The sequence below is a fragment of the Sutterella massiliensis genome (assembly GCF_016899755.1).
GTDB classification, from domain to species: Bacteria; Pseudomonadota; Gammaproteobacteria; order Burkholderiales; family Burkholderiaceae_F; genus Sutterella; species Sutterella massiliensis.
This window is the reverse complement of the sequence record NZ_JACJJC010000012.1, coordinates 1-24,873: the sequence shown is the minus strand read 5'-3', so window position 1 is coordinate 24,873 and position 24,873 is coordinate 1. Positions and strand designations below refer to the sequence as shown.

Here is a 24,873-nt window from a genome sequence, read left to right as displayed (position 1 = left end):
AAGGAATCGCTATGAGCAATACGACGAACGCCTGCGCGAAGTCGCGCATCATTCTTGACTGCGATCCCGGGTACGACGACGCGGCCGCACTCATTCTCGCTGCGGGCAGCCCCGACATTGAAATCCTGGCCGTGACGACCGTGGCGGGCAATCAGACGATCGAAAAGGTGACGCGCAACGCGCGCCGCGTGATGGCGCTAGCGGGACTTACGGATGTGCCGCTCGCCAAGGGCGCGACGCGCCCGCTCATCAATCCGCCCGTCGTCTGCCCGGAAATTCACGGCGAAACGGGGCTCGACGGCACGACGCTCGCCAGCGAAGGCGAAGAGGTGGCGGTCGACAGCCGGCACGCCGCGCAGCTGATTGTCGACATCGTCATGCGCGAGCCCGAAGGGACGGTCACGCTCGTGCCGACGGGGCCGCTCACGAACATTGCGCTCGCAGTTCGTCTTGAGCCCAAGATCGTCGAGCGCGTCAAGACCGTCGTTCTCATGGGCGGGGGCTGCCGCATCGGCAACGTCGGCCCCTTTGCCGAATTCAATATTGAAAACGATCCGGAAGCGGCTGCGATCGTTTTTGAAGAAAAGTGGCGCAAGCTCGTCATGGTGGGGCTCGACCTCACGTATCAGGCGAGAGCGACGCCCGACGTGCGGGCGTCCTTCAAGGCGATCAATACGCCGGCGGCGCAATTCCTTTACGAGGTGCTCGAAGCTTTCGGCGAGAAGTACCGCAAGAACCGCGGCTTTGACGCGCCGCCCCTGCACGACCCCTGCGCCGTTGCCTACGTGATCGATCCGACGGTGGTCGAAGCCGATCCCGCACCGATTCACGTGGAGCTCGCCGGGGCGCACACGCGCGGCATGACGGTGACGGATTTGCGTCGTCCCGCCCCCGAAGGCACGACGACGCATGCGGCGCTGCGACTCGATGCGCCGCGCTTCTGGGCGATGCTGCGCGACGCGGCCGCGCGGCTCGGTTGAGCCGGTTCTCGACGTTTGCGGGCAAGATGGCGGGCCTTTCGTCTAAGCGAAGGTAACGTTTGCCCAACGTTCGCCCGAAACGGACGCAGGTCGGCGTTTGAAGTTCGATTTAACGAAAAAGCGAATGAAGACTGCCGAAGTATTTGGATGCCAAAACAGCGCAAGAATGCGAGAAAAAGTCGAAAATCGACGTCCCGCCGCTTCGGTAAACTTCCGGAGAGAACAGCTACTCCTTTTGCGCTCAAGGAATCATTCAAATGGGTGAACACGTTTCTTTGTGCCCGTACAAGCGCTATCTCTCCGCACGCGGCCTTTCGACGATCGAGACGCTCAGAAAGCGAATTCTTGCGCTCGTGCCGCTGCCCGGCGTCGTGCAGCTCGGTGTGCCGGGACTTGCCGTAACGGTGCGAACGGAAGAAAACGCCACGGGCTGCGGCTTTTACGAACCCTCGATCGGCTTTGTGATCTCGGGGAGCAAAACGTCCGTCATCGGCGACGAGGTCTTTCACTACGATGCGGGCGCGATGATTCTCACCGGCATGGACGTGCCGAGCGCCTATTGCGCGATGCGCGCTTCAGCGGCCGACCCCTTCATCGGTCTGCACATGCGGCTCGATGCCTCGGTCTTAAGCGAACTCCTTGTGATGCTTGAGCCGCAGCTCGCCGAAATCGATTCGCGCATCTGCGAGGACGATTGTCTCGCCTTTGCGGTACCGAAGCCCGACGAGAGCGTGCTCTTTCACCTCGAGCGGCTCTTTAACTGCGCGCAGGATCCGATCGAATCGAAGTACATGGCGCCGCTCATTTCCCGCGAGCTCCACATGCAGCTTCTTTTGGGGCCTGCGGGCCGGATGCTGCGGGAAATCTTCACGAAGGATACGCTCTCGAACCGCGTCGGGCGCGCCGTGTCGTGGCTGCGCGAAAACTTCGAGAAGCCCTTTGACGCCGACGAGCTTGCCGACATGGTGCACATGGCGCCCTCGACCTTCCACCGCCACTTTAAGGCCGTGACGCAAATGAGCCCGCTGCAGTACCAGAAGCGCCTGCGGCTCACTGCCGCGCAGCGCCTCATGATGACGGAGGGGCTTGATGCGGCGACGGCCGCCTACCGCGTCGGCTACCGCAGTCCCGCGCAGTTTTCACGCGACTACGGCAAGCTCTTCAACGAATCCCCGAAGCGCCACGTTCGCCGCCTCAAGGCCGGAGACGGCGCCGATGCCGCCTCGGCGCAGGCGACCGAAGCGCTCGAACACTGACCGCTGCGGTGCCTTCTGATGCGCTGCCGCAGCGGCGCGTGAGGCGCATCCGACGGACTCTCCGGCCGATGGCCGAAAACACTTGAAACCCGCTTTTTCGCAAGAAAGAGCGGGTTTCCCCTTATTTTGATGCGAAAGGCAACTTCTTGCGGTGTCTTGCTTCGGCGGCACTATATTTTGTGTTTTCGTTTGCCTAGCACCGCTATTAAATGTATGGCAGAATATTTTGGCTAATCCGAAGAGATTAGTGGAAAATTTTTTCAAGCCTCTCAACGACTTCGACTTTCTTGCGCTTTTAATAAAGAATTTCTATCGCAAACTGCCTCCCCGAAAGGCCTTCGGACGAGTACACTGCACGTCCTTCGCTTGCGGTACGGCGGCCTTTTTCGGCGGCGGCACTCTGATGTCGTTTGTCGGCGAGCACGACCCGGGCGACGCGAAGCGGCGCAAAACGCCGCCCCTTGTCTCGATCGAAGCCCTGCGGCCGCCGCAGATCTTGATCGGGCGTTTTGCGCTTATTTCTCATAACAACAATCACGGAAGCCCGGCCATGTTCAAGGTAATCAAGAAAGACAACACGCTTGAAGACTTCGCCCCGACGAAGATCGTTGACGCCATCAAGAAGGCGGCGTTTCGCTGCGACAAGGTGATCGCCGACGAGGCGATGTTTGCCATGGCCAATTCCATCCGCGATCGCCTCGCCGCGCGCAAGAAAGTGGCCGTTGCCGAACTGCACGAGCTCGTGATCGCGACGCTCGCGGGCTTCGGCTACAAGGACGTGGCCGACTCCTACGCCGAGTACCGCTACTACAAGAACAACTACGCCAAGACCTTCGAGCAGCTGCGCCAGGATGCCGATGACGTGCTGCGCTTGGGCGACCGTGAAAACGCGAATTTCGACAGCTCGCTCGTCTCGACGAAGGGCTCGCTCATCAAGGGCTACCTTACGAAGAGCCTCTACAAGCAGTTCTATCTTTCGGGCAAGGAGAAGGAACTCATCGAGCGCGGCGACATCTACATTCACGACTTGCGCGACATGATTCTGGGCTGCATCAACTGCTGCCTCTTCGATATCGGCGCGATCCTGCGCGGCGGCTTCGAGATGAGCAACGTCGAGTACACGGAACCGAAGACTGTTCTCTCGGCCCTGCAGGTCGTGGGCGACATCACGCTCGTGGCGACCGCGCAGCAGTTCGGCGGCTTCACGCTCGCCGAGCTCGACAAGGTGCTCTTGCCCTACGTCATGAAGAGCCTCGAAGCCGCGAAGGAGAAGTACCTCTCGCTCGGTCTCGATCAGGCTCGTTCGATCGAACAGGCCGAAAAGGACGTCATCCGCGAGCTCGAGCAGGGCTTCCAGTCGCTTGAACTCAAGCTCAACACGGTGCCGTGCTCGCGCGGCGACTTCGCCTTCACGACGATTACGTTCGGTCAGTGGAACACGAAGGACTATGCGCCGCTCGAGCGCAAGTGGCTCGCCCGCACGAACGAAGTGATGCTGCGCGTGCGCCGCAACGGCCACGGCCCGGACAAGAAGCCCGTGGTCTTCCCGAAGCTCGTTTATCTTTACGACGCCAAGCAGATCGCCGAAGACAGCTTCTCTTCCGAACTCTTTGACGAAGCGGTTCGCACGTCCTCGGAATGCATGTATCCGGACTACCTCTCGCTCTCCTCCGAGTACGGCACGGTTTCGAAGCTCTTCCGCGAGCACGGCGTCATCACGAGCCCGATGGGCTGCCGCGCCTATCTCTCGCCCTGGGCGAACGAAGAGGGCCAGTACATCACGATCGGCCGCTGCAACATCGGTGCCGTGAGTCTCAATCTGCCGCTCATCATCAAGCTCTCGCAGCTCGATCACCCGAACAATTGGCGCACCGCTTTCTGGGCCGTTCTCGACGAACGCCTCGAAGTGATCCGCGAATTCTTCAAGAAGCGCTACGACATCATCCGTCACCAGAAGTGCTCCTCGAATCCGCTCGCCTTCACGCAGGGCGGCTTCTACGAAGGCACGAAGGATCCGGACGACGAAGTGGGCGACCTCGTTCGCTACATGACGGCCTCCTTCGGCATTACGGCGCTTGACGAAGCGACGTATCTCTGGACGGGCAAGCGCCTTCTCGAAGAGGGCGGCGACTTCTCCGCCGAAGTGCTTCGCCACCTGCAGGCCAAGATCAACGAGTACAAGAAGGAAGACGGCTGGCTTTACGCCATCTACGGCACGCCCGCCGAAAGCCTCTGTGCGACGCAGGCCAAGCAGTATGCCGCCTTCTGCCGCGCGCGTGCGACGGAAAACGTTTTCGAGCACGTCGAGCACTACAGCCCCGAGTACTTCACGAATTCCTTCCACGTGAACGTGACCGAGGAGATCACGCCGTTTGAGAAGCAGGATCACGAATTCCGCGACTTCCACCTCTGCGAAGGCGGCCACATCCAGTACGTGCGTCTCGACAACCCCGAGAACCTCGATGCGGTGAAGGCCGTGGTCGAGCGCGGCATGGAAATGGGCTTCTATCAGGGCGTGAATTTCGACAGCGCCTACTGCAACGAGTGCGGCGCACACAGCACGAACGTGCTTATGCAGTGCCCGCACTGCGGCAGCCGCGACATCTCCGTGATTTCGCGCGTCTGCGGCTACCTCGGCTACAGCAACGTCAACGGCATCTCCCGCATGAACGAAGGGAAGATGGCCGAAATTCACAACCGCAAGAGCATGTAACGGACGCTCCCCGGGCCCTCGGGCCCGGCTCAAAGCTGCCGCCCCTTCGAGTCTTCGGGTTCGAAGGGCATTTTTTCGCGATTTCTCTCAGTTTCTCTGCGATTTCGACTCATCATGAACTACATCGGTCTGAGCAAATACGACACCGCCAACGGTCCCGGCGTGCGCGTTTCGCTTTTCGTTTCCGGCTGCACGGTGCACTGCCGCGGCTGCTTTAACGAGGAGAGCTGGGACTTCAAAGCCGGTAAGCCCTTTACCGACGAGACGACCGAAGAGATCCTGAAGGCGCTCGATTCGAAGTGGGTGTCGGGCTTTTCGCTCCTCGGGGGCGATCCCTTTGAGCCCGAGCACGAAGAAACGCTCGTGAAGCTTTTGACGACGATTCGCGGGCGCTTTCCCGAGAAGTCCGTCTGGGCTTGGACGGGACGCACGTTTGAGAAAATCGCCTCGAGTCCGCTCTTGCCCTTGATCGACATGCTTGTCGACGGCCCCTTCATCGAAAAGCACAAGATGACGAAGCAGGGCGCCTGGCGCGGCAGCGACAATCAGCGCATCATTCCGCTCGTCTGCGGCAAGGTGGATGACTCGGACGCGGGTCGGGCCGCTGCGGAACGCGCACAGGTCGAGCATTGACCTTGCTGCGGGACCGCCGGTTGCGTATTTGAGTACGCAGCCTGAGGTCGCCGTTTGGAGGCATGGAGGCAACGGACGTTCGGATTCTTTCGGGCGTCCGTTTTCTCATTCTTGAACGGCAAGCACGTTGAACTTCAACAACGCAGGCAAGAAGTTCAACAAGTTGAACTTTTGCTTGGGTGATCTGGAGGCGATCAACTCTTTTACGTTACTCGTCGAGACATCCGCATCCAAACCGTTCGACCATTTTCCGAGCTGATTCTGCAGGCACGAAATCTATCGCGATCGAAATGCCTGGTGCGTAATGGATTGGCTATTAAACGCTGAAGGTACCGATGCGTTTAAGGGTGACTTCTCCGCCTGGGCCGTGTCTGCCGGCTATCAGTACGGCCTGAGCAAGCGCACGTCCGTCTACGGTGCACTCTCCTATGCTTCCTTTGAAGACAATGAAGACGGTGCTTCGAGTGTGAAGCCGAGCGCCGTTGAAGCTGGTCTCGGTCTCTTTCACCTCTTCTAATGACGGGGTGAGCGCTTAAGCGCAATCAGTCGATTGGCGCTTGAGTATCAAAGCAAACGAAGGCTTCGCAGCTTCTCAAAACGAGCTGCGAAGCCTTTTTGCATCTTCCGTATCGGTGCGCAGCGGAACTCGACGAAAACGTCCGCTGAAGACGTCATCGGACAAGAAGACGAGCTACTCGCAGAATTTCGTAACGAAGTTCTGCGTTATGATCATTCCATCAAATCTCGTAAAAAGTTGCAGATCAGATCATGACCGATCCATTCAATCCGTTCAAGTTTGGCACCGACGTTGACGGAGAGTTTTTTACCGATCGGACGGAGGAATTGCCCAAGGTTCGACAAATGCTGGCCGGCCACAACCATCTTGTTCTGATCAGCCCGCGGCGCTACGGAAAAACAAGTCTGGTGCGCAAAGCCATTCTCGAATCTGGACGTCCGGCTGTTTTCGTCAACGTCCAGATGGCCGTCTCAGCGTCCGCGCTTGCCGAGCTGCTTCTCAAGTCCTTTCTTTCTGTCCATCCTTGGGAACGCTTTAAGGAATCCCTCAAAAGATTCCGTGCAAAGCCAACCTTCACGTACAACATTGAAACAAACGGGATGGAGGTTTCCTTCGACACTTCTGTCAAGGGCACAGTTGCGCTTGAAGATGTTCTCAATTTGATGGATGAAAAAAGTGATCCGCAAAACCGCCTGATTGTTGTTTTGGACGAATTCCAAGAGATCGTGAATCTCGAAGCCGGAACCGACAAGCTTCTTCGCGGCATCATGCAGCTTCACAAAAATATCAACTACCTTTTCTTGGGCAGTGAAGAAAGCATGATGACGGCCATTTTCGAGGACATCAAATCGCCGTTTTTCCACTTCGGCGCGCTGATGCGGCTTAGGCGCATCCCGTACGATGACTTCCAGCGCTTTCTGGTCGATCGATTGAAGGCGATTCGCGGCGACAAATCCGACAATGAGGCTCGTACGATCCTTGAGCTCACGAAGTGTCATCCGTTTTACACCCAACAGCTGGCATCCGTTTTCTGGGACCTTTGCGAACGAAACGCCGAGCAAGCCACCGTTCAACGGGCAGCGGAAGAGATTATTCGCGGTCTTTCAGCCGCTTACATGATTTTGTGGTCGAAGCAGAATCGAACCAACCGCCACATACTGGCTGTTTTGTCCCAAGGCGGCAAACTTCAGAGTATTCGCGATTTCCCGTCAAGTACGGTCTATGCAGCGGTTGCCCGAATGAAAAAAGATGGGGTCATCGTGCGCGATGAGGAATTTGTTCTCGAAGATCCTTTCTTCGCGCTTTGGATTCGTCAGTCGATGCAGCAAGCGGCGATCGGACTCCCGGCCTCTTAAAACCAACGGAAATCATTCGCCCGATGGCGAAGTCCTTGAGCATCCGCGCGAGATACATCTCACGCACGCGTCCTACAATACCTGTTCGGCTGACGTTGACGGAATCTTCGCGGCGTCAGGTTTCTTGGACTGCGTTTAAAGGACATTGCGCGGATGCCCACGTTTCTTTTCGCTTCGCCCGTTTTCGGGCCGGTGCATTCCCGCCGGCTCGGTCTCTCGCTCGGCGTCAATCTGCTCCCGGCGGACGGGAAACTCTGCACGTTCGACTGCTTGTACTGCGAGTGCGGGCGCAACGCCGATGCGCGTCCGAAAACGGATATGCCTGCGCGAACGCTTGTCGCTGACAGGCTCGAAGCGCGTATCCGTGCGCTCGCTCAAGCGGGTACGCCGATCGATGCAATTACGTTTGCCGGCAACGGCGAACCCACGATGCATCCCGAATTTGCAGAGATTGTCGAGGACACGATCGCTGTCCGCGACCGACTCGCGCCTGCGGCGAAACTCTGCGTGCTCACGAATTCGACGAATCTCTTAAAACCCAAGGTCGCCGAAGCGCTCGCTCGCTTTGATTTGCCGATGTTCAAGATTGATGCGCTCGACGACGACTGGGTGCGGCGCGTCAACCGCCCGCAGTGTCCGTACAATCAGGCGGCGCTCGTTGAAGCACTCAAAGCCTGGCAAGGCAGGTGCATCATTCAGACAATGTTCCTCTGCGGCACGGCAGAGGGCGTTTCGGTTGACAACACGACGGACGACTTTGTCGAGCCGTGGCTAGAGGTCCTGCGCCGCATTCGGCCGAAGTATGTTTCCATTTATTCGCTCGACCGCGATGCGCCCTGCAGCACGCTCAAAAAGGCGGCGCCGGAACGCTTGATCGAGATCGGCGAGCGGGTGAAGGCGGCGGGCATTCGTGTTCAGGTATCGGTAAAGGCCTCGGAGGTTCGCCGCGAGAAAGAGCGGACCTGAAAGATTATCCTGCAGCAAGGAGGAGCGCACCGTGCGCAACAATTTGCCGATTATTCGCCGCGTCGCAGCAGTTCACGATCTCTCGGGCGTCGGACGCGTGTCGCTCATGACCGTCGTCCCCGTTTTGTCGACGATGGGCTTTGAGGTCTGTCCGCTTCCTACAGCGATACTCTCAAATCACACTCAGTACCCGAGCTTCAGCTTTCTCGACCTGACGGAGGAACTCCCGAAGATCATTGCCGAGTGGAAGCGCCTCGCAATCGATTTCAGCGCCATATACACGGGCTACCTCGGATCGCCTCGGCAAATTCGCATCATTGCGGGTTTCATCGACGACTTCCGGCAAGACGATACGCTTGTCGTCGTTGACCCGGTCTTGGGCGACAACGGGCGGCTTTACAACAAGATCACCGAAGAGATGGTTTCCGAGATGCGCGTGCTTGCCAAGCGCGGTGACGTCCTGACGCCCAACCTCACGGAAGTTTTCGCGCTCTTGGGGCATGCCTATCATCCGGACTGTACGGACGAAGAGTTGAAGGACATGATCGCCGAATTGTCTGCGATGGGACCGGATACGGTCATCATCACAGGTGTGCCGGTGAAGGACGAACCGAAGCTGACTGCGGTCATTGCCAAGAGCCGATCCGACGGGCGTACCTGGAAGGTGACATGTCCGTATCTCCCTGCGCATTATCCCGGTACGGGCGACACGTTTACGAGCGTTGTGACGGGGAGCCTCCTTCAGGGCGACAGTCTCCCGATCGCGCTCGACCGTGCTGTGCAGTTTATTTTGCAAGGCATTCGCGCGACGTTTGGTTACCAACACGACAACCGCGAGGGGATCCTCCTCGAGCGAGTGCTACCCAATCTGCGCATGCCGATTCAGATTTCGAGCTACGAGCTTGTCTGATCGTGCGGTGGGCGCCGATCTTTCGGCATCGGCCCGAGCGCAGCGAAAACGGAATTTGCATGCGCTTTGCGGTCGATCGAGCAGTCTAGACTGCGGTCGGTTTTATGGTTCTCTCAAGCTCAATCGCGAGCGGATCCAACACCACGGAAAAAAGGGAGAACACCATGGAATCGAAGAAACAAGTCCGCAAAGCGGCGTTCATCGGGAGCCTCCTTTGCGCGATCGCAGCGCTTGCGTCCACGAACGCCGTTGCCGCGCCGAAGGACGGTACGTACAGTGAAAAAGTGATGGGCCTCATCGCGCCCTTTACCGTTTCGGTGACGCTGCACGACGGTAAGATCGAGAAGGTCGAAGTGCCCGACGCGCTCGAAAGCCCGGGCGTTGGCGCCGAAGCGATCGGTATTTTGTCCGAGCGCATTGTGAAGAACCAGAGCGCGGCGGTCGACGGCGTTTCGGGCGCCACGATGACGAGCTTTGCGATGCTGCAGGGCGCACGCAAGGCACTGAAGGCGGCGGGTGCGGACGAGTCCTTCTTTAAGAAGGCGACCGAACAGTCGGCGCTGCCCGACGAAATGAAGTCGAACGTCGTCATCGTGGGCGGCGGCGGTGCGGGTCTCGCGGCTGCGGTCTCCGCGCTCGAAAACGGTGCGACCGTCACGATTGTCGAAAAGCTCGGCTATTTGGGCGGTTCGACCAACGTTTGCGGCGGCGCGCTCAACGCCTCTGGCACGAAGTACCAGGCAAAGCTCGGCATCGAAGACAATCCGCAGAAGCACTTCGAGCAGACGATGAAGGGCGGCCACAACACGAACAATCCCGAGCTCGTGCACTACCTCGCCGATCACGCGACCGAAGCGCTCGGCTGGCTCGAGAGCATGGGGCTCGTCGTCAATCCGAAGGTGGGCGCCGCGACGGGCGCGCTCTATCAGCGCTCGCACTACCCCGACCCCGCAGGCGGTCACACCTATATCGCCACGCTTGAAAAAGCGCTTCAGAAGTACGGCGACCGCGTTCGGATCTGCCTCGAAACCAAGGCGCTTAACTTGATCGAAGAGAACGGTCGTGTCGTGGGCGTTGAAGCCCAGAACCACGGCAAGAAAGTGAAGGTCTTTGCCGACAAGGGCGTCATTATCGCGACGGGCGGCTTTGGCGCGAATATCGAATTCCGCCAGAAGGTCAATACCGGCATCTGGAAGGAAGCCAAGCTCGACAAGGAAATCGGTTGCTCGAACATCAGCGCGGCCGCACAGGGCGATGGCCTCATCATGGCCGAAAAGGTCAATGCCGACTTGATCGGTCTTGCCGATATTCAGGTGCACCCGAATGGTACGCCCGGTACGGGCCTCATGCTCGACATCAAGACGTCGGGCCGCAATCGTCTCTTCATCAACAAGGCGGGAGACCGCTTCGTTGACGAAGGCGCACCGCGCGATGTGCTGAGTAAAGCCGTCTTCGCGCAGCCCGGTCAGACCTACTGGCTGCTGCAGAATCACCTGCGCTACCCGGACGAAAACAAGATCGACCTCTTGAGTGGGCGCAAAATGAAGGACATGCTTGCGCAGGGGCGCGTGCAGAAGGCAGAAACGCTCGAAGAAGCCGCCAAGATGATGGGCGTTGACTACGCGCGCCTCAAGGCTGCGGTCGAGGAATACAACCAGGTGGCTTCCCACAAGGTGGAGACGGACCGCTTCGGCTTCAAGGCCAATCACACGGATGACCGTCCGATGACGGAAGGGCCTTGGTACTTTGCGCGTAAAGTGCCGACCATTCACCACACGATGGGCGGCATCAAGATCAACACGAACGCCGAAGTGATCGACAAAGCCGGCCATGTCATTCCGGGCCTTTACGCCGCGGGTGAAGTGACGGGCGGCATCCATGGCGAAAACCGCTTGGGCGGGAATGCCGTGGCAGACTGCATGGTCTTCGGCCGTACGGCAGGCCGCAGCGCGGCCAAGGCCGACTAAACTGGAAGTCGGGTCGAGTCGGTATGCGCAGCGCATGTGCCGCATGTGCTTTAAGCACAGCCGACTCGCGGGACTTCAATCGACGCCGTCCGAACGATGTGCCAGCTCTTCGGACGGCATCACTCGAGAAAATGCTCAGCCGAATGCGGAAGCTACTGCGACTTTTCTCTCTCCTTTTCGCCGGTTTCATTCTTGCTTCGGCGCTCGGCGACGATTCTCCGGTGCAGGCTGCTCGCGCGAGTGCGCCGGCGTTGTCGCATTCGGCGCCGCCGTCGCCCGCTGCTGCGCAAATCCGCGAGTCGTCCTCGGCCGTCGAGCCGCCCCTCATTCGCATCGGCACGACCGACCGCAGTCTCTCCAATGCCGAGCGTCGGGCGCTCGCCGAGACATTTCTCTACCTTTCGCGCCGCTTGCCGCAATACCGCATTGAAGTGCGCAGCTATGCTGTCGCCGACCTCGAGACGGCTGTGAAGCAGGGGGAACTCGACATCTTTTTGGCAAGTTCGGGTTTCTATCGCCGTGTCTACCATCGGGGGCTGCGCGACCTCGTGACGATGACGACGCCCGAAGCGCCGGACCCGAACACGGGCTCGGGCTCTGTTTTCATCGTACGAAACGATTCGCCCATCGAAAGTGTGGCCGACATGCAGGGCAAGCGCGGCGTCGTGAGCTGGCGCGAGGGCTTCACGGGCTTTTTTATTCCGCTCTCGGAAATCCACGCGCAGGGCTTTGATCCCGACAACTTTTTCAGCGCTTTCGTGCAGGGCGGCTCGCCGATGCGGCGGCTTCTTGAAGCGGTGGAAGCCGGCGAGGGCGACGTTGCCTTTGCGCGCGCCTGCACGTGGGAAGAGCTCGTGGCCGAAGACCCCGAATTCACGAAGAAATTCCGTCCCGTTGGGCTTAAAAACGATTCGGCGTCGCTTGCGTGCGCGCATTCGACGGCGCTCTTTCCCAACTGGACGATCGTATCGACGTCGCGCGCGCCCTGGCAGGTAAGCCGCGACGTGACGGCGGCCCTTCTAAGCATGCCTGCGACGCGCGAAGGCTTCTCCTGGGCGGTTGTGTCCGACTTCGTTTCGGTTGACGAACTCTACCGCGACTTGAAGCGCGGTCCCTACGAGTACCTGCGCGTCAGAAGTGTTTCGGACTTTGTCGAGCGCTACTGGCCGGGGTTCTTCGCATTCGCGCTTTTTGTCGCCGGTCTCATGCTTCACAGCTGGCGCTGCCGCACGCTTATTCGAGAGCGAACCGCAGAGCTCGAAGACGCCATGCGCAAGGAGCGCGAAGCCGTCGCTTCGGCGCGGGAAGCCGAGCGGCAGAAAGAACTTCTTGAGCAGGTGAGTGTCGTGGGCGCCATGTCGAGCCTCATCACGCACGAACTCAACGCGCCCCTGAACGCCATCACGAGCAGCATCCGCACGCTTGAGCGCTATTTTGAAAACGAACCGCCGCCCGCTCCCGTTGAAAAAGCGTTGGCGCTCATCGGTCGGCAGTGCGTCAAAGCGTCCGAAATCGTGCAGCACGTGCGCGTGTACGTGAAGCGCCGCGAGATCGTGCACCTGCCCGTCGACGTCACGGCAGCGGCCAAAACGGTCGTGCGCGATCAGTCGATGAAGCACCCGGGTGTGCGCTTTGCGTGCGAGTGGCCCGAGGAACCGCTTCTAGTGCCAGCTGATCCGCTCGAAATAGAACTTCTCCTCACGAACCTCGTGAAAAATGCCGTTGAAGCGCTCGAAGGCACGGACGAGCCCTGCATCCGCGTTTGCGTTGTAGCCCAGGACGCCCGCGTACGCATTGAGGTGCAGGACAATGCCGTAAAGACGAAGCCTGAAGACGTGGGATTTTTCGCAACAACGCCGCTCGCGAGCCGCAAAGCGAGCGGCCTCGGCCTGGGGCTACTCATCGTGCGGACGATTGTCGAGCGCACGTCGGGCAGTCTCGCAGCGCGCTGGGCGGATCCGGGACTCTGCGTTTCAGTTGCGCTGCCGCGCCTGCAACCGAAGAAGACAATTGCCGAAAAAGACAATAAACATGATTGAGAAACCGCTTATCCGGATCGTTGATGACGAAGAAGACCAGCGCCAAAGCATCGAACTCATGCTCTCGATGGAAGGCTGGGAAGTGGCCGCTTACGACTCGGCACGTGCGTTTTTCGCGGGCGACATGCCGTCTCGCCCGGGCTGCCTCATTCTTGACGTGCGCATGCCTGACATCACCGGCATCGAAATGCAGGCGATGATGAAGGCGCGCGACTATCCGCTGCCGATCATCTTCTTGACCGGCCACGGCGACATCGACATGGCTGTCCATGTTTTGAAGCTCGGCGCGAAGGACTTCATCCAAAAACCCGTCGAAAGCGAGCGCTTGCTGACGGCCATCGCGACTGTCGTGCAGGAGGACCTCGACCGCAGAGCCTGCCCGATCGACGAGGCGGCTTGGCGCGCGAACTTTGAGGCGCTCACCGCACGCGAACGGACCGTGATTACCGAGGTCGCCAAGGGACGACTTAACCGCGAGATCGCGGCGCGCCTCGGCATCTCCGATCGAACTGTGCACATTCACCGACAGGCAGCCTATAAGAAGCTCGGTGTGCACAATGTTGCGGAACTCGCGCCGCTCACGGTACTGATCGAGCGCGGAAAGATTTGATTCGGTGTCGAGCCTTTGTTGAGCCGCACGGAGAGCCGACGTTTGCCTTTCGGGACGCGCTTCGCTATCGTTTCCGATCCGTCCGTTTTTTGCGGGCGTTATTTCTATCGAAGCGCTTCTCCGAGATGGTCATTTCCCGAATTTTCTGCGCCCTATGGCTTACGAGCCGCCAGCCGGCATTGTCGCAGCTTTTTTTTAAGGCCCCCCTTCGGGCTGCAAGGGCGGCAATCTTCTGTGCGGCCTTCGCCGGTTTGTCGCCCGCTTTGGAAGCGCATCCGCAGGACAACAGCGTCGTCGCAGCCATCGGTTCGGCAGTGACGACGCTCGACCCCGCCGACAGTGTCGACGCGATGACGCGCAACGTCGGGAAGTCCATTTTCGAGAGTCTCGTCGTTTTTGATGAGTCGCTTGACGTGCGCCCGCAGCTCGCCGAGTCCTGGGTGATTTCCGAGGACGGCAGGACTTACGAATTTAGGCTGCGCGCGGGCGTGCGCTTTCACGACGGCTCGATCCTTGACGCGCGTGCGGTGAAGCTTTCTTTCGAGCGCCTTCTAGACAAAAAGAACGCCCTGAAGCGCCGTGAGGTCTTCAGCTTCATCGAGCGCGTCGAAACAACGGACGATCCCCTGAGCGTGCGCTTCGTTCTGAAGTCGCCTACGTCGAGCTTCCTCGCGAAGCTCGCGACGGGGTCGGCCGCCATCATCTGCCCGAGCGCCATAGAGCAATGGGATAAAGGCCGCCCCGAGACGCTTGCCTGCGGCACGGGGCCCTTTCGCTTCAAGCGCTTTGTGCCGGGCGAGGTGTTCGAGGTCGTACGAAATACCGATTACCGCATCAAGGAGCTCCCGAAGCTCGACCGCATCACGTGGCTCGTCGTTCCGGAAAACCACACGCGCGCAACGATGCTTCGAACGGGCGAAGCCGACTTTGTCTTTCCCGTGCCCTTCGAGGAAAAGCGCATGCTTCTGAAAAGTCCAAGTGTGCGCCTTGAAGTTGTTCCAGGGGTTCAAGCGCGGTTCCTCACGATGAACATGCTTGCGCCTCCCTTGGACGATCTTCGAGTGCGTCAGGCGATTGCGTACGCAATTGACAAGGCGGCGCTCGCTCGCGTGGCGTTCGGCGGCGACGCACGGGCAGCCGAAGGGGTTCTGCCCGAGGCCATTCCCGGGGCCCTTCGCCTCGGACCGTGGCCGTTTGACCGCGAGCGCGCCAAGGCGCTCTTGCGCGAAGCGGGCTATGCCGTTGCAAAAGGGGTGCAGGGCAAGCGTCTCACGCTGCCGCTCTGGTCGGCCTATCCGGACGCGACTTCAAGCCGCGTACTGCAGTTTCTGCAGCAGCAGCTTCGCGCTGTCGGGATCGACACGAAGCTGCGGCTCCTTGAGTCGGGCGAGCGCAGCGCGCTCGTGACGGGCAATAAAGTTCCTGCCCGTGCGCCCAACCGTCTCTACTACACCGGGTGGTCCAATTCCGCGTCCGAACCCGACTGGGGGCTGCGGCCGATTTTCGACTCGAGAAAGTGGCCGCCTGTGCTGCAGAACACGGCCTACTATTCGAACCCCGAAGTGGATCGGCTTTTGGACGAGGCGCTCGCCGAGACGGACGAAGCGAAGCGCTCGACGCTTTACGACACGCTGCAGCACACCATCTGGTCGGATGTGCCCGCCGTTTTCCTTGTCTACGAAAATGCGGCTTCGGGCCGACGAACGGGGCTCGAAGCGTTTGACGTTTATGCGAATGCGGACTTTGACTTTGTGCGCGCCTACTGGCGCAAAAACGCGCAGCCTTAGGCTTGAGGCGTGCGTTCGTCCGCCTGCCAGTCCCGCTTCGAACAAACAAAAAACGAAGAACTCGAAATGGAAACCGATCTTCTCACGCTTGCCATTGTCTGTCCGCTCGTGTTCTTGGGCGGCCTCGTCGACGCCATTGCGGGGGGCGGCGGCCTGATTACGCTGCCCGCCTACCTGATGGCAGGAGTCCCCGCGCATTTGGCGATCGGCACGAACAAGCTTTCAAGCGGGCTCGGCATGGCGATGTCGACCTGGCGCCTTTATCGGGGCGGCTTCATCGACATGCGGCTTGCGCTCGTGCCGATCGTTTCGGCTTTCGTCGGGAGCCTCGCTGGCGCGCGCGGCGCACTCCTCGTGCCCGAGTCCGTTTTCGAGATCATTTTGATCGCGCTTCTGCCGATTGCGGCCGTGGCCGTCATGCGCAAGAAAACGCTCGAACCCGATGTGCACGCGATTTCGCCCGAGCGTCAGCGCCGGCTCCTCGCGCTCTGCGCCTTTGCCTGCGGCGCCTACGACGGCTTTTACGGACCGGGTGCGGGTACCTTCATGCTGATTTTGTTCTCGGCAGCTGCGCACCTTGCCGTACGCGACGCGGCCGGACAGATGAAGATCACGAATTTTTCGAGCGGACTTGCCGCCTTCCTCATGTTTGCGATGGCCGGCGAAGTCGACTGGGTGCTCGGGTTTGCTGCGGGCGCTTTCGGTATCGCCGGGCACTACATCGGCGCCGGGCTGGTGCTCAAAAACGGTTCGAAAATCGTGCGTCCCATCATCGGCGTGGTGCTCTTGATGCTTTTTGCCAAGACGGCTTGGAACTATTTTGCCGGACAGCCATGAAAGCCTGGCAGACAGGTGTTTAGGCGGTTTTTGGCGACAGTCGGTCGAAAAATTTCCATAACGTATTATGGAAATATCGCCAAATTTCCATAATACGATCACGATTTTGTGACGGAGCGCAGTCGAAACGGCGATCTCTCGGCTTGGCGGCGCCAGACCCAATTGCGTCAAGCGGGGCGGATCGGCCTATCGGATTCGTTTCGGTTGCTGCAGAGCAAAAGTTGCCGGGAACGAGTGCAACAGCTTGACCTTATGGTTCTCTCGAATGGGCTGCAAACTGGGCGCCGAGCGAAAATGCAAGGCAATTGTTTCGCGAGGGCGGACTGCGCCGCTTGGTCGTCGAAGTCGCCGACCAAGCGAAGACGCCCCGAACGTAGAGGAGAGAACCATGAAGATTTTCGAGAAAACCGCTTTTGCGTTTGCCGCGGGCATCGTTGCCGCCTGCGCGCAGGCCGGTGTCGATCCGGCGACGCTCCCGCTGGAGCAACTCACGGCCGATGTGGTCGTGGTCGGCGCGGGTGGCACCGGTATGGCGGCGGCTGCGAGCGCAGCGGGTGCCGGCGCCAAGGTGATCGTGTTTGAAAAGCTTGCGATGATTGGCGGCAGCTCCGCCTTTGCGGGCGGCGCGATCGCGGCGGGCGGCTCCAACGCACAAGCCAAGGCCGGTGAAAAGGACACGACGCCCGAAGGCTTCATGAAAATCTGGCTTGACGACCAGAAGCGCTCCTATAAGGGCGGCAACCCCGCTTATCCCGACGAGCAGCTCGTTCGCTCGATGACGATTGCCTTTACGGATACCGTCAATTGGCTCGAATCCGAAATCGGACATCCGTTCGCCAAGCCCCGCCCCTTCGGCTACGGCGGCCCCAACTATGCGCACGCGCCCGCAGAGTCGCCCGTGCCGGCATCCGGTCGCGGCTCTTCGCCCGCGGGCGGTCGCTTTGTCATCAAGAATCTGAAGCTCTATCTCGACAAGGCCGGGGTGCCCGTTCGTACGTCGACGCCCGTTGACAGTCTCATTCTCGACAAGTCCGGCGCCGTTGCGGGCGTGCGCGCTCATGACGGGAAGAACCGCTACGAAGTGTCCGCCAAGGCCGTCGTTCTCGCGACGGGCGGCTTCGCGCACAGCCGCGAAATGATGGAAAAGCTTGTTCCCGCGTACGCGCCCTATGTTGACAAGTCGGTCGCGACCGTGGGCGCGACGGGCGACGGCATCCGCATGGCCGTCGACGCGGGCGGCGTGATGTATGACGACGCTTGGGTGATCGGACTCTATGTGTCGAGCCTCGACCCGAAACTCTCGAAAACGTATACATCGAAGGACAAGTACAAGGACCGCGTCTTTGTGAACGAAAAGGGTGAACGCTTCGTAAACGAAGATCTGCCGTACCTCACGGATCCCGTCGCGATGCAGGGTGCTGCCTGGGCGATCGTCGACAGCTCGAACGCAAAAAATGCGGCCCTTCTGAACGAGTGCAAGGACCCGAAGATTGCCGCCAAGGGCAATACGTGGCGTGAACTCGGCGAAGCGATGGGCGTGCCCGGCGAAGCGCTTGAGCGCACGATGACCGAGTACAACAAGGCCTGCGAGACGGGTGTCGACAAGACGTTCGGCAAGCCCGCGGCGTACCTGAAGCCCTTTGCCAAGGCGCCTTTCTATGCCGTGCGCGTCATTCCGCAGACGGGCGGCACCATGGGCGGCGTCAAGGTGAACGACCGCTTTGAAGTCGTTCGTGCCGACGGCACGCCCGTGAAGGGCCTCTACGCAGGCGGCGAAGTCATGAACCGCCCGTATTACAACCGCGTCTACACGTCCGGTACGGGGCTTGGCATCGCTTACACGTCGGGGCGCATTGCGGGCGAAAACGCTGCGCGTGCGGCGCTCGGCAAGTAAAAGCGCTTGGCGGGATCCGTTGTTGTCCGGATTCCGCCAATGACGGCTCAATAGAAAAAGCACGCAGTTTTGAATCGCTGCGTGCTTTTTTGTGGGCGGCGCACGTCGAGCGGACCTGCGCCGCTTGGTCGCCGTTCTGCTTAATCGGCCTTGGTCTTCGAGAAGTCGACCGCCTGACCGCGTGCTGGGCGCTTCGAGAGGCGTCCCGTGCGTTCGAGCACGGCGTACCAGCCCAAGCAAAGGAGGACGATGAGCGCGTTGGCGCCGAAGATGCCGTCGTAGCCGAGGATCGGTGCGAACGTGCCCGCCAAATAGGGGGCGAGGCCGAGACCGAGGTCAAAGAAGATGTAGAAGGTGCTCGTTGCCTGTGCGTAGCGTTCGCGCTCGACCATCGAAATGGCGCTCACCTGGGCGACCGACTGGAAGTTGCCGAAGCCGAGCCCCGCAAGTGCGCCCGCGGCAAGCACCGTGATGCTCGAAGGCCACAGCCACAAAATGGCGAGACCGATCGTGAGGAGCACGTAGGCCGGATAGAGAATGACGGCCGGACCGTGGGCGTCGTAGATCTTGCCCGACCAGGGACGGGAGACGAGGATCGCGATCGCGTAGATAAGGAAAAAGAGCGAAGCGGCGGCAACCACGTCAAAGTGTTCGGCGTACGCGCCCATAAAGGCCTGAATGTTGCCCCAGGCAAGGCACGTGACGCAGACGAGGAGGCTGAAGGGGATGAGCTTCGGCTCAATGAAGTCGGCAAGCGTCAGCTTGTGCGGCACGTGCTTGCGCTGTGCGGCAACGCGCACGAGCGGCAGCAGCGCAAGGCTCAGGCACGCGAGGCCCGTGCCGATCGCAAAGATTCCTTTGTAGCCGAGAGACCCCAAAAGCGCAATCCCGATGAAGGGCCCGAAGCAGAGCGCGAGCGCCGTACTCATGGAGAAATACGCAATGCCGCGGCCGTGGTATTGCGCGGGCACAATGAGTGCCACGATCGTGCCCGTTACCGTGCCGATCATGCCGACGGCAATGCCGGAAACGAAGCGAACGAGGAAGATGAGCGCGAGCGAATCAGCAAAGAAGTAGGACGCGTTCGTGATGAGATAAAGGAGCACGCCGCAGGTGAGAACGCGCAGGTAGCCCGCCCGGTGAACGATGCTGCCCGTGAAGAAACGCCCGACAAGGCACCCGATCACGATGATGCCTGTTGCGAGGCCCGCCGTGCCCGTTGAGGCATGAAAGACCTCGGAGAGGTAGCGGGTGCTTACGACGAAAATCGCGTAGTAGCCCGCAAGACCGAGCATGTTGATCAGCGAGATGGCGACGAAGGTTTTTGAGAAAATCGCTTCAAGCGCGGCATTGCGCGCAAAAAGTGGCGGCATGTAGGGCGTCCTCACTCGTGGGAGCGTCCCTCTTGTCAGGCGGCTTCTCGAGGCGGCGAGACGTTTTGGCGTGCGCGGCGAAAAAGAGTGAGCGGCCCCCTTTCAGATGCGGGCCGCTCGAGGTCGAAGTCGGAAGAAAAGCGGGTCGTTATTTGAAAAAAACGAAGGCCGGCGCACCGTTCGGGCGCACCGGCTTTTTAGCGAAGGCAGTATTTTAGCGCGTTGTGAGAAACACGAGGCAGGCAGCCTTCAGTCGACCCATTCGGCTTCGGAAAAATCGAACGACTGATCGACAAGCATCTTGAAGTTTTTCAGGTGCTTCGTATGCGCACCCGTTGCCATTTCAAAGAGAAGGAAGGCCCACGGCGCGTCTTCCCAGGCGATGCGCTGCGCGTCTTCGTAGAGCTTGAGGCGCTTCGCTTCGTCGACCTCAACGAGCGCCGCGTCGATCAGACGGTCGAATTCGGGGTTGGCGTAATAGGCCGTGTTCATATAGACGGGCGGGTGCTGCTTGCTGTGCAGAATCGGCCGAAGCACCTGGTCGGGGTCGAGCGTGCCGTCGCTCCAGCCGATGTAAAAGAGCCGCGTTTTCGAGTCTTCCGGGCCCTTCACGTTAAGAACGAGATCGCTGCGAACACCCGGCTCGAGGAGCTTCGTTTCCACCTGAATGCCGACCTGACGGAGCTGCTGCTGCAAAAACTGTACGACTTTCGAGCTCGTCGTGTCGTTGTAGCCCGCCCAGAGCGTCGTCTTGAAGCCCTGCGGGTAACCCGCTTCCTTCAGAAGTTCGCGCGCTTTCTTCGGGTCGTAGGGCCACGGGCCGAAGTTGACGGCGCCCGGATAGTTCTTTGCGAGAATGCCGTACTGCGGCACGGCATAGCCCGCATAGGCGACTTTGGCGAGCGCCTCTTTGTTGATTGCGTAATTGATGGCCTGGCGAACGCGTTTGTCGGTAAAAGGCTTGAAGTGGTTGTTGAGGTCGAGGTGCTTTTGCATGATCGAGGGAATCGCCGTCACGACGAGGTTCGGATCCGCTTCGAGCGTCTTCATCTGTTCGACGGGCACCGTCGTGATGAAGTCGGCTTCGCCCGTGCGCAGCATCGCCGCACGCGTGGCGTTTTCGGGGACCGGCACGAACGTGATGCCCTCGAGCTTGGGCAGTCCCGGAATGCGGTAGTCGGGGTTCTTCTTCACGACAAAGCGCTCGCTCGGGTTGAACGCGACCTGTTTGTACGGGCCCGTGCCGCAGGCGTGAAAGGCAAGGCCCTTCGTGCCCGCATATTCCTTGATGTGCTTCGGGCAGATGATCATGGCGTTGTTCATGGCCATGCGGCGCAGAAAGCCCGCGTGCGGGTGCTTGAGAACGAAGGCGACCGCGTGCGTGTCGACGACCTCAACATGGTCGATGAAGGCGTAGACGGCGCGGCGCGTCAGGTGGTTCGCCGGATCGAGCACGCGGTCGAAGTTGATCTTGACCGCTTCGGCGTCAAAAGGCGTGCCGTCGTGAAAGCGGACGTTCTGGCGCAGCTTAAAGACGTAGCGCAGTCCGTCCGGGCTCATTTCCACGGATTCGGCGAGGTTCGGCACCGGATTCATGTTCTCGTCGAACTTCATGAGTCCTTCGTAGACGGCGCGGCCAACGGCCTTCGTGATGGTGTCGGGCGAGTCGTAAGAATCAAGCGTCGTGAAGGCGGCCGAGAGCGCGACCGTGATTTCCTTGGCTTCGGCTTCGGCGGCAAAAGCGCCCGTGAGAGCGAAGGCCCCGATCGCGGCGCAAACGAGCGCGGTGCTCGAGCGGCGGGTAACGGCCTGCGCAGCTTCTTTGATGCGGTTTGTCATGGCGGCGGTCCTTTTTATCGAGAATTCGTTTGGGGCGCTTTCTTTGGCGTTCTCGAGGAGCCTGCCGTCCGTTTCGCTTTTGGAAGATCTTTTCGATGCTGGTAAGAAACCGGGCGGTGCGTCCTTGGAACGCCCGCCCGGGTTTTGTGAAGCTTTATGCGTGACTGTTGCGTATGCGATCAGGCAGCAGGGCGGGAGTTCGTTGCCCGCCACCACCAGCACTGAAGCATCGCGGATGCATCGCTGCACGCGTCGGCCGCGCACGCACGAAGGCTGCACTTCGAATCGAAGTGCATGCAATCGATGCGGGCATCGGTTTCAACGAACATGGCGACTTGTCCTTCAGCGTTATTGTTGCTTCGTGGGATGCTTTTTAAGCAATCGTGAGCGTCCGTCCGGTCGGCCTGCGGCTTTGGATTCGCTGGCCTTGGGCGGCGCCTTGAAAACATCTTCTCAACTGCAAGCGTTTCGAGCAAGCGCTCTCGCTAATAAAAAAGTCGTAGAGGACTAGCGGCGAAGACAAAGTTGGGCGCGCCTTTGTACCTTCACCGGCGCTTTTTCGGGCGATCGGCTGCTTAATTTCGGCGAAAGACCACCAACTCGGCGCAATTGCTCAACTGGGCAAAAACGGAAAGCGGCGCCGTTCGACGTGCCAGCGCTCGCACGACATTACGTAGAGGACGTGTTTGCTCAGCCGATCTTCGGGCTGGAGCGCAGGATGCGCAAAAGTGCGCTCGTACGCCATCCCGAGCCGCACCATCAGTCGGCGGCTCGGCTCATTGCAGACGGCCGTGAAGGCGACGATCCTTCTGAGGCCGAAGCGCGTGAAGCCCGCTTCGAGCGCGAGTGCCGCCGCTTCTGCGGCAAATCCCTTCTTTTGAAACGGCAACGCAAGCCGCCAGGCAATTTCAACCGTCTCGGGCGCAAACGACGGGCGCGAGAGGCCGACGAAGCCGGCAAAGCCGTGATCGGGCGAGAACCCCGCGCATTCGGAGAGGCCCGGGCGGATGTCAAGCGCCCAAAGACCGAAGCCGTTCTCGGCAAACTCCCTTTGAATGCGCGCCATGAGCGCGTCGGACGCGTCCGCCGAGAGCGGACTTGGGAAATGCGCCATCACGCGCGGGTCTGCGTTGAGTGCGCGAAAGGGATCGCGGTCGGCTTCGCGCCAAAGACGCAGCGTGAGGCGCGGTCCTTCGATGGGCGCGATCGAGGCGGTTGGCGGCGCAGTAAAAGCTGGGCACATAGTGTTTTGCATGGCGGCTCTCTCAAAACGGCTAAGATTTTAGGCATTGTGTCCGGACCGCAGAAGCGCACGGCGCTTGTCGCAGCACGCTGACGGCACCGGTTTATGCAGAAAAACACTCGATAAACGGCTCGAGAAGAAAGGAACATCCCATGCAGAACATCATTCGACATCCCTTGACCGACATCATCGACCGCCATGGCGCACTTGTTGTCGACGGGGCGATGTCGACCGCGCTCGAGGCGCTCGGCGCCGATTTGAACGACTCGCTCTGGAGCGCCAAGGAGCTCGTGGAAGCGCCCGAACGCATCGAACGCGTGCACTACGACTACTTCTGTGCGGGAGCCAATGCGGCGATCACGGCCTCCTATCAGGCGAGCGAAGCCGGCTTTGCGAAAAAGGGAATCGGCGCCGACCGTGCGGCCGAGCTCATCGGCCTCTCGGTCAAGCTCGGCCTCAACGCCAAGCGGCGTGTGCTCGAAGAAAATCCCGAACGCGATCCCCGCGACCTCGTGGTGGCGGGCTCCATTGGTCCCTACGGCGCGTTTCTCGCCAACGGCAGCGAATACACCGGTCAATACAACCTCACGAAGGACGAGTTCGTCGCTTTTCACAAGCTGCGCTTTGAGGCGCTTCTCGATGCGGGCGCCGATCTTCTCGCCGTTGAAACGCAGCCGCGGCTCGACGAAATCGAAGCGATTCTCTCGATGCTCGAAGGGCGCGACGCCGTTTGCTGGGTGACGATGACGCTCGGCGACGAAGCGCATCTGCCCGACGGCACGCCGCTTGAAGCGGTCGCAGCGCTGCTCGATGTCAATCCGCACGTTGAAGCCATGGGACTCAACTGCATCAAGCGGGAATTGGCCGAACCGGCCCTGAAGCGGCTTGCCGCCGCCACGAAGAAGCCCCTCATCGTCTATCCGAATTCGGGCGAGACGTACGATCCCGCAACGAAGACCTGGCACCATCCGGTCGCGGGCGGACACGACTGGTCGCACTTCGTACCGCTCTGGCAGCGTGCGGGCGCCAAATGCATCGGTGGCTGCTGCCGTACGCTTCCGCAGGACATTCTCACGATTGCGAAGCTTCTCGGCGCTTGATCGGTTTCGTGACGTGCGTTGGATGATCGTTGCGGTGCGTCGGCCTCGACGGATCTCGACGCCGTCTGCGCCCGCTCTACGTTCTCTGAAAAGAGCCGCCCTTCGGCATAAGCGCTTCGAATGTCGAAAAATGCCGAATTTGCTCGCGGGTGCGGGGTTTTCATTCGTGAGAAACGGATTCCAGAAGGATTCGTTCGAATCGAAAGCCGGATTCGAAATTGGAATTGACAAACGACGCCGTATGCGTAAAATCCCGAGTACTTGAATAATTTCAACGTCAACGGAATGTCTCAAATGGACAACGATCTCAATACCGAACTGAGCGAGCTTCTCGAAGAAAAGAAGAACTGGGACCTCAAGATGGCGAAGCTTCGCGGCAAGATGCTCGAGGAGTGCATCGAACTTATCCGCAAGTTCGAGTTCACGCCCGAAGAGCTCGGTTTCGGGCGCGCCGCCGTCGCTCTGAAGCCGCGCAAGCCCCGCAAGCCCGCTGCGCCGAAGTTCCAGAGCCCCTATGAAGAAGGCGTGACCTGGAACGGTACGGGCCGTGCGCCGCGCTGGTACGTCAAGGCCCTGGACGAGGGCTACACCGAAGAGCTCCTTCGCATCGAGAAGCCTGCGGAATAAAGCGCCGGCAGCTGAAAAGAACAGGGGACATGCTTCATCGGCGTGTCCCCGTTTTTTTAGCGGCACTGGGGTTAAACTGGTTGAAGAGAAGTCTTCCGAAACTACCAGGGGGACTTCTATGCTCTGCTCGATTGGCATTATCGCCAAGCACTACGGTGTTTCTCCCAGTACGATCAGGCGCTGGGCCCAACGCGGTCTGATCAAGGTCGCCTGCCGTACATTCGGCG

At 60.0% G+C, this 24,873-nt stretch carries 21 protein-coding genes; 17 read left to right on the top strand and 4 right to left on the bottom strand.

What is annotated here, in order from left to right:
- The first annotated feature begins 11 nt into the window (after window positions 1–11).
- The 14 genes from H6A60_RS08150 (at window position 12) to H6A60_RS08085 (ending at window position 18,464) form a co-directional block, all read left to right on the top strand.
- Window positions 12–980, top strand: a complete 969-nt coding sequence (locus H6A60_RS08150; RefSeq protein ID WP_205103280.1) for a nucleoside hydrolase — start codon at window positions 12–14, stop codon at window positions 978–980.
- Window positions 981–1,237: 257 nt separating this feature from the next.
- Window positions 1,238–2,236, top strand: coding sequence for an AraC family transcriptional regulator (locus H6A60_RS08145; RefSeq protein WP_205103278.1), 999 nt, complete (start codon window positions 1,238–1,240; stop codon window positions 2,234–2,236).
- 403 nt (window positions 2,237–2,639) lie between these two features.
- Window positions 2,640–4,949 (top strand): anaerobic ribonucleoside-triphosphate reductase, encoded by a 2,310-nt coding sequence (nrdD, locus tag H6A60_RS08140; protein ID WP_239477661.1) that lies wholly within the window; start codon window positions 2,640–2,642, stop codon window positions 4,947–4,949.
- Between the two features lie 114 nt (window positions 4,950–5,063).
- Complete coding sequence (gene nrdG / locus H6A60_RS08135; protein WP_205103276.1) at window positions 5,064–5,582, top strand: anaerobic ribonucleoside-triphosphate reductase activating protein; 519 nt, start codon at window positions 5,064–5,066, stop codon at window positions 5,580–5,582.
- A 304-nt stretch (window positions 5,583–5,886) separates the two neighbouring features.
- Window positions 5,887–6,099 (top strand): hypothetical protein, encoded by a 213-nt coding sequence (locus tag H6A60_RS08130; RefSeq protein ID WP_205103268.1) that lies wholly within the window; start codon window positions 5,887–5,889, stop codon window positions 6,097–6,099.
- Window positions 6,100–6,350: 251 nt separating this feature from the next.
- Window positions 6,351–7,454 carry an AAA family ATPase gene (locus H6A60_RS08125; protein WP_205103266.1) on the top strand — a complete coding sequence of 368 codons (1,104 nt, stop codon included), beginning with the start codon at window positions 6,351–6,353 and terminating at the stop codon, window positions 7,452–7,454.
- Window positions 7,455–7,607: 153 nt separating this feature from the next.
- Window positions 7,608–8,420 (top strand): radical SAM protein, encoded by an 813-nt coding sequence (locus H6A60_RS08120; RefSeq protein WP_205103264.1) that lies wholly within the window; start codon window positions 7,608–7,610, stop codon window positions 8,418–8,420.
- Between the two features lie 31 nt (window positions 8,421–8,451).
- Window positions 8,452–9,330, top strand: a complete 879-nt coding sequence (locus H6A60_RS08115) for a pyridoxamine kinase (RefSeq protein WP_205103255.1) — start codon at window positions 8,452–8,454, stop codon at window positions 9,328–9,330.
- 164 nt (window positions 9,331–9,494) lie between these two features.
- Window positions 9,495–11,297: a flavocytochrome c gene (locus H6A60_RS08110; protein ID WP_205103253.1), complete on the top strand. Its 1,803-nt coding sequence runs from the start codon at window positions 9,495–9,497 to the stop codon at window positions 11,295–11,297.
- Between the two features lie 143 nt (window positions 11,298–11,440).
- Window positions 11,441–13,336, top strand: a complete 1,896-nt coding sequence (locus tag H6A60_RS08105) for a sensor histidine kinase (RefSeq protein ID WP_205103251.1) — start codon at window positions 11,441–11,443, stop codon at window positions 13,334–13,336.
- Entirely contained in the window at window positions 13,329–13,946 is a 618-nt protein-coding gene (locus H6A60_RS08100; RefSeq protein ID WP_205103249.1) for a response regulator transcription factor, read from the top strand. The genes H6A60_RS08105 and H6A60_RS08100 overlap by 8 nt, the downstream gene beginning before the upstream one ends.
- A gap of 251 nt (window positions 13,947–14,197) precedes the next feature.
- On the top strand, window positions 14,198–15,733 hold the full coding sequence (locus tag H6A60_RS08095) for an ABC transporter substrate-binding protein (protein WP_205103247.1): 1,536 nt from the start codon (window positions 14,198–14,200) through the stop codon (window positions 15,731–15,733).
- 66 nt (window positions 15,734–15,799) lie between these two features.
- Window positions 15,800–16,570 (top strand): sulfite exporter TauE/SafE family protein, encoded by a 771-nt coding sequence (locus tag H6A60_RS08090; protein ID WP_205103245.1) that lies wholly within the window; start codon window positions 15,800–15,802, stop codon window positions 16,568–16,570.
- Window positions 16,571–16,958: 388 nt separating this feature from the next.
- On the top strand, window positions 16,959–18,464 hold the full coding sequence (locus tag H6A60_RS08085; protein ID WP_205103237.1) for an FAD-dependent oxidoreductase: 1,506 nt from the start codon (window positions 16,959–16,961) through the stop codon (window positions 18,462–18,464).
- A 140-nt stretch (window positions 18,465–18,604) separates the two neighbouring features.
- On the opposite strand, the gene H6A60_RS08080 is transcribed toward H6A60_RS08085, so the two are convergent.
- The 4 genes from H6A60_RS08080 to H6A60_RS08065 all read right to left on the bottom strand — a co-directional run bounded on the left by H6A60_RS08080 (window position 18,605) and on the right by H6A60_RS08065 (window position 22,931).
- Complete coding sequence (locus tag H6A60_RS08080) at window positions 18,605–19,837, bottom strand: MFS transporter (protein WP_205103235.1); 1,233 nt, start codon at window positions 19,835–19,837, stop codon at window positions 18,605–18,607.
- Between the two features lie 249 nt (window positions 19,838–20,086).
- Window positions 20,087–21,676, bottom strand: a complete 1,590-nt coding sequence (locus H6A60_RS08075; RefSeq protein ID WP_205103233.1) for a glutathione ABC transporter substrate-binding protein — start codon at window positions 21,674–21,676, stop codon at window positions 20,087–20,089.
- A 179-nt stretch (window positions 21,677–21,855) separates the two neighbouring features.
- The gene (locus H6A60_RS08070) at window positions 21,856–22,005 is read right to left on the bottom strand and encodes a hypothetical protein (RefSeq protein ID WP_205103231.1); all 150 of its coding nucleotides are present in this window, start codon (window positions 22,003–22,005) and stop codon (window positions 21,856–21,858) included.
- A gap of 284 nt (window positions 22,006–22,289) precedes the next feature.
- Window positions 22,290–22,931: a GNAT family N-acetyltransferase gene (locus tag H6A60_RS08065; protein WP_239477660.1), complete on the bottom strand. Its 642-nt coding sequence runs from the start codon at window positions 22,929–22,931 to the stop codon at window positions 22,290–22,292.
- Window positions 22,932–23,071: 140 nt separating this feature from the next.
- Between H6A60_RS08065 and mmuM the strand changes: the two genes are divergently transcribed.
- The 3 genes from mmuM to H6A60_RS14035 form a co-directional block, all read left to right on the top strand.
- Window positions 23,072–24,019, top strand: a complete 948-nt coding sequence (mmuM, locus tag H6A60_RS08060) for a homocysteine S-methyltransferase (protein ID WP_205103229.1) — start codon at window positions 23,072–23,074, stop codon at window positions 24,017–24,019.
- 294 nt (window positions 24,020–24,313) lie between these two features.
- A complete protein-coding gene (locus H6A60_RS08055; protein ID WP_205103227.1) occupies window positions 24,314–24,646 on the top strand; it encodes an H-NS histone family protein in 333 nt (110 codons plus the stop codon).
- Window positions 24,647–24,764: 118 nt separating this feature from the next.
- Window positions 24,765–24,873: MerR family DNA-binding transcriptional regulator (locus H6A60_RS14035; RefSeq protein ID WP_205103386.1), on the top strand; the 109-nt coding region annotated here is incomplete at its 3' end.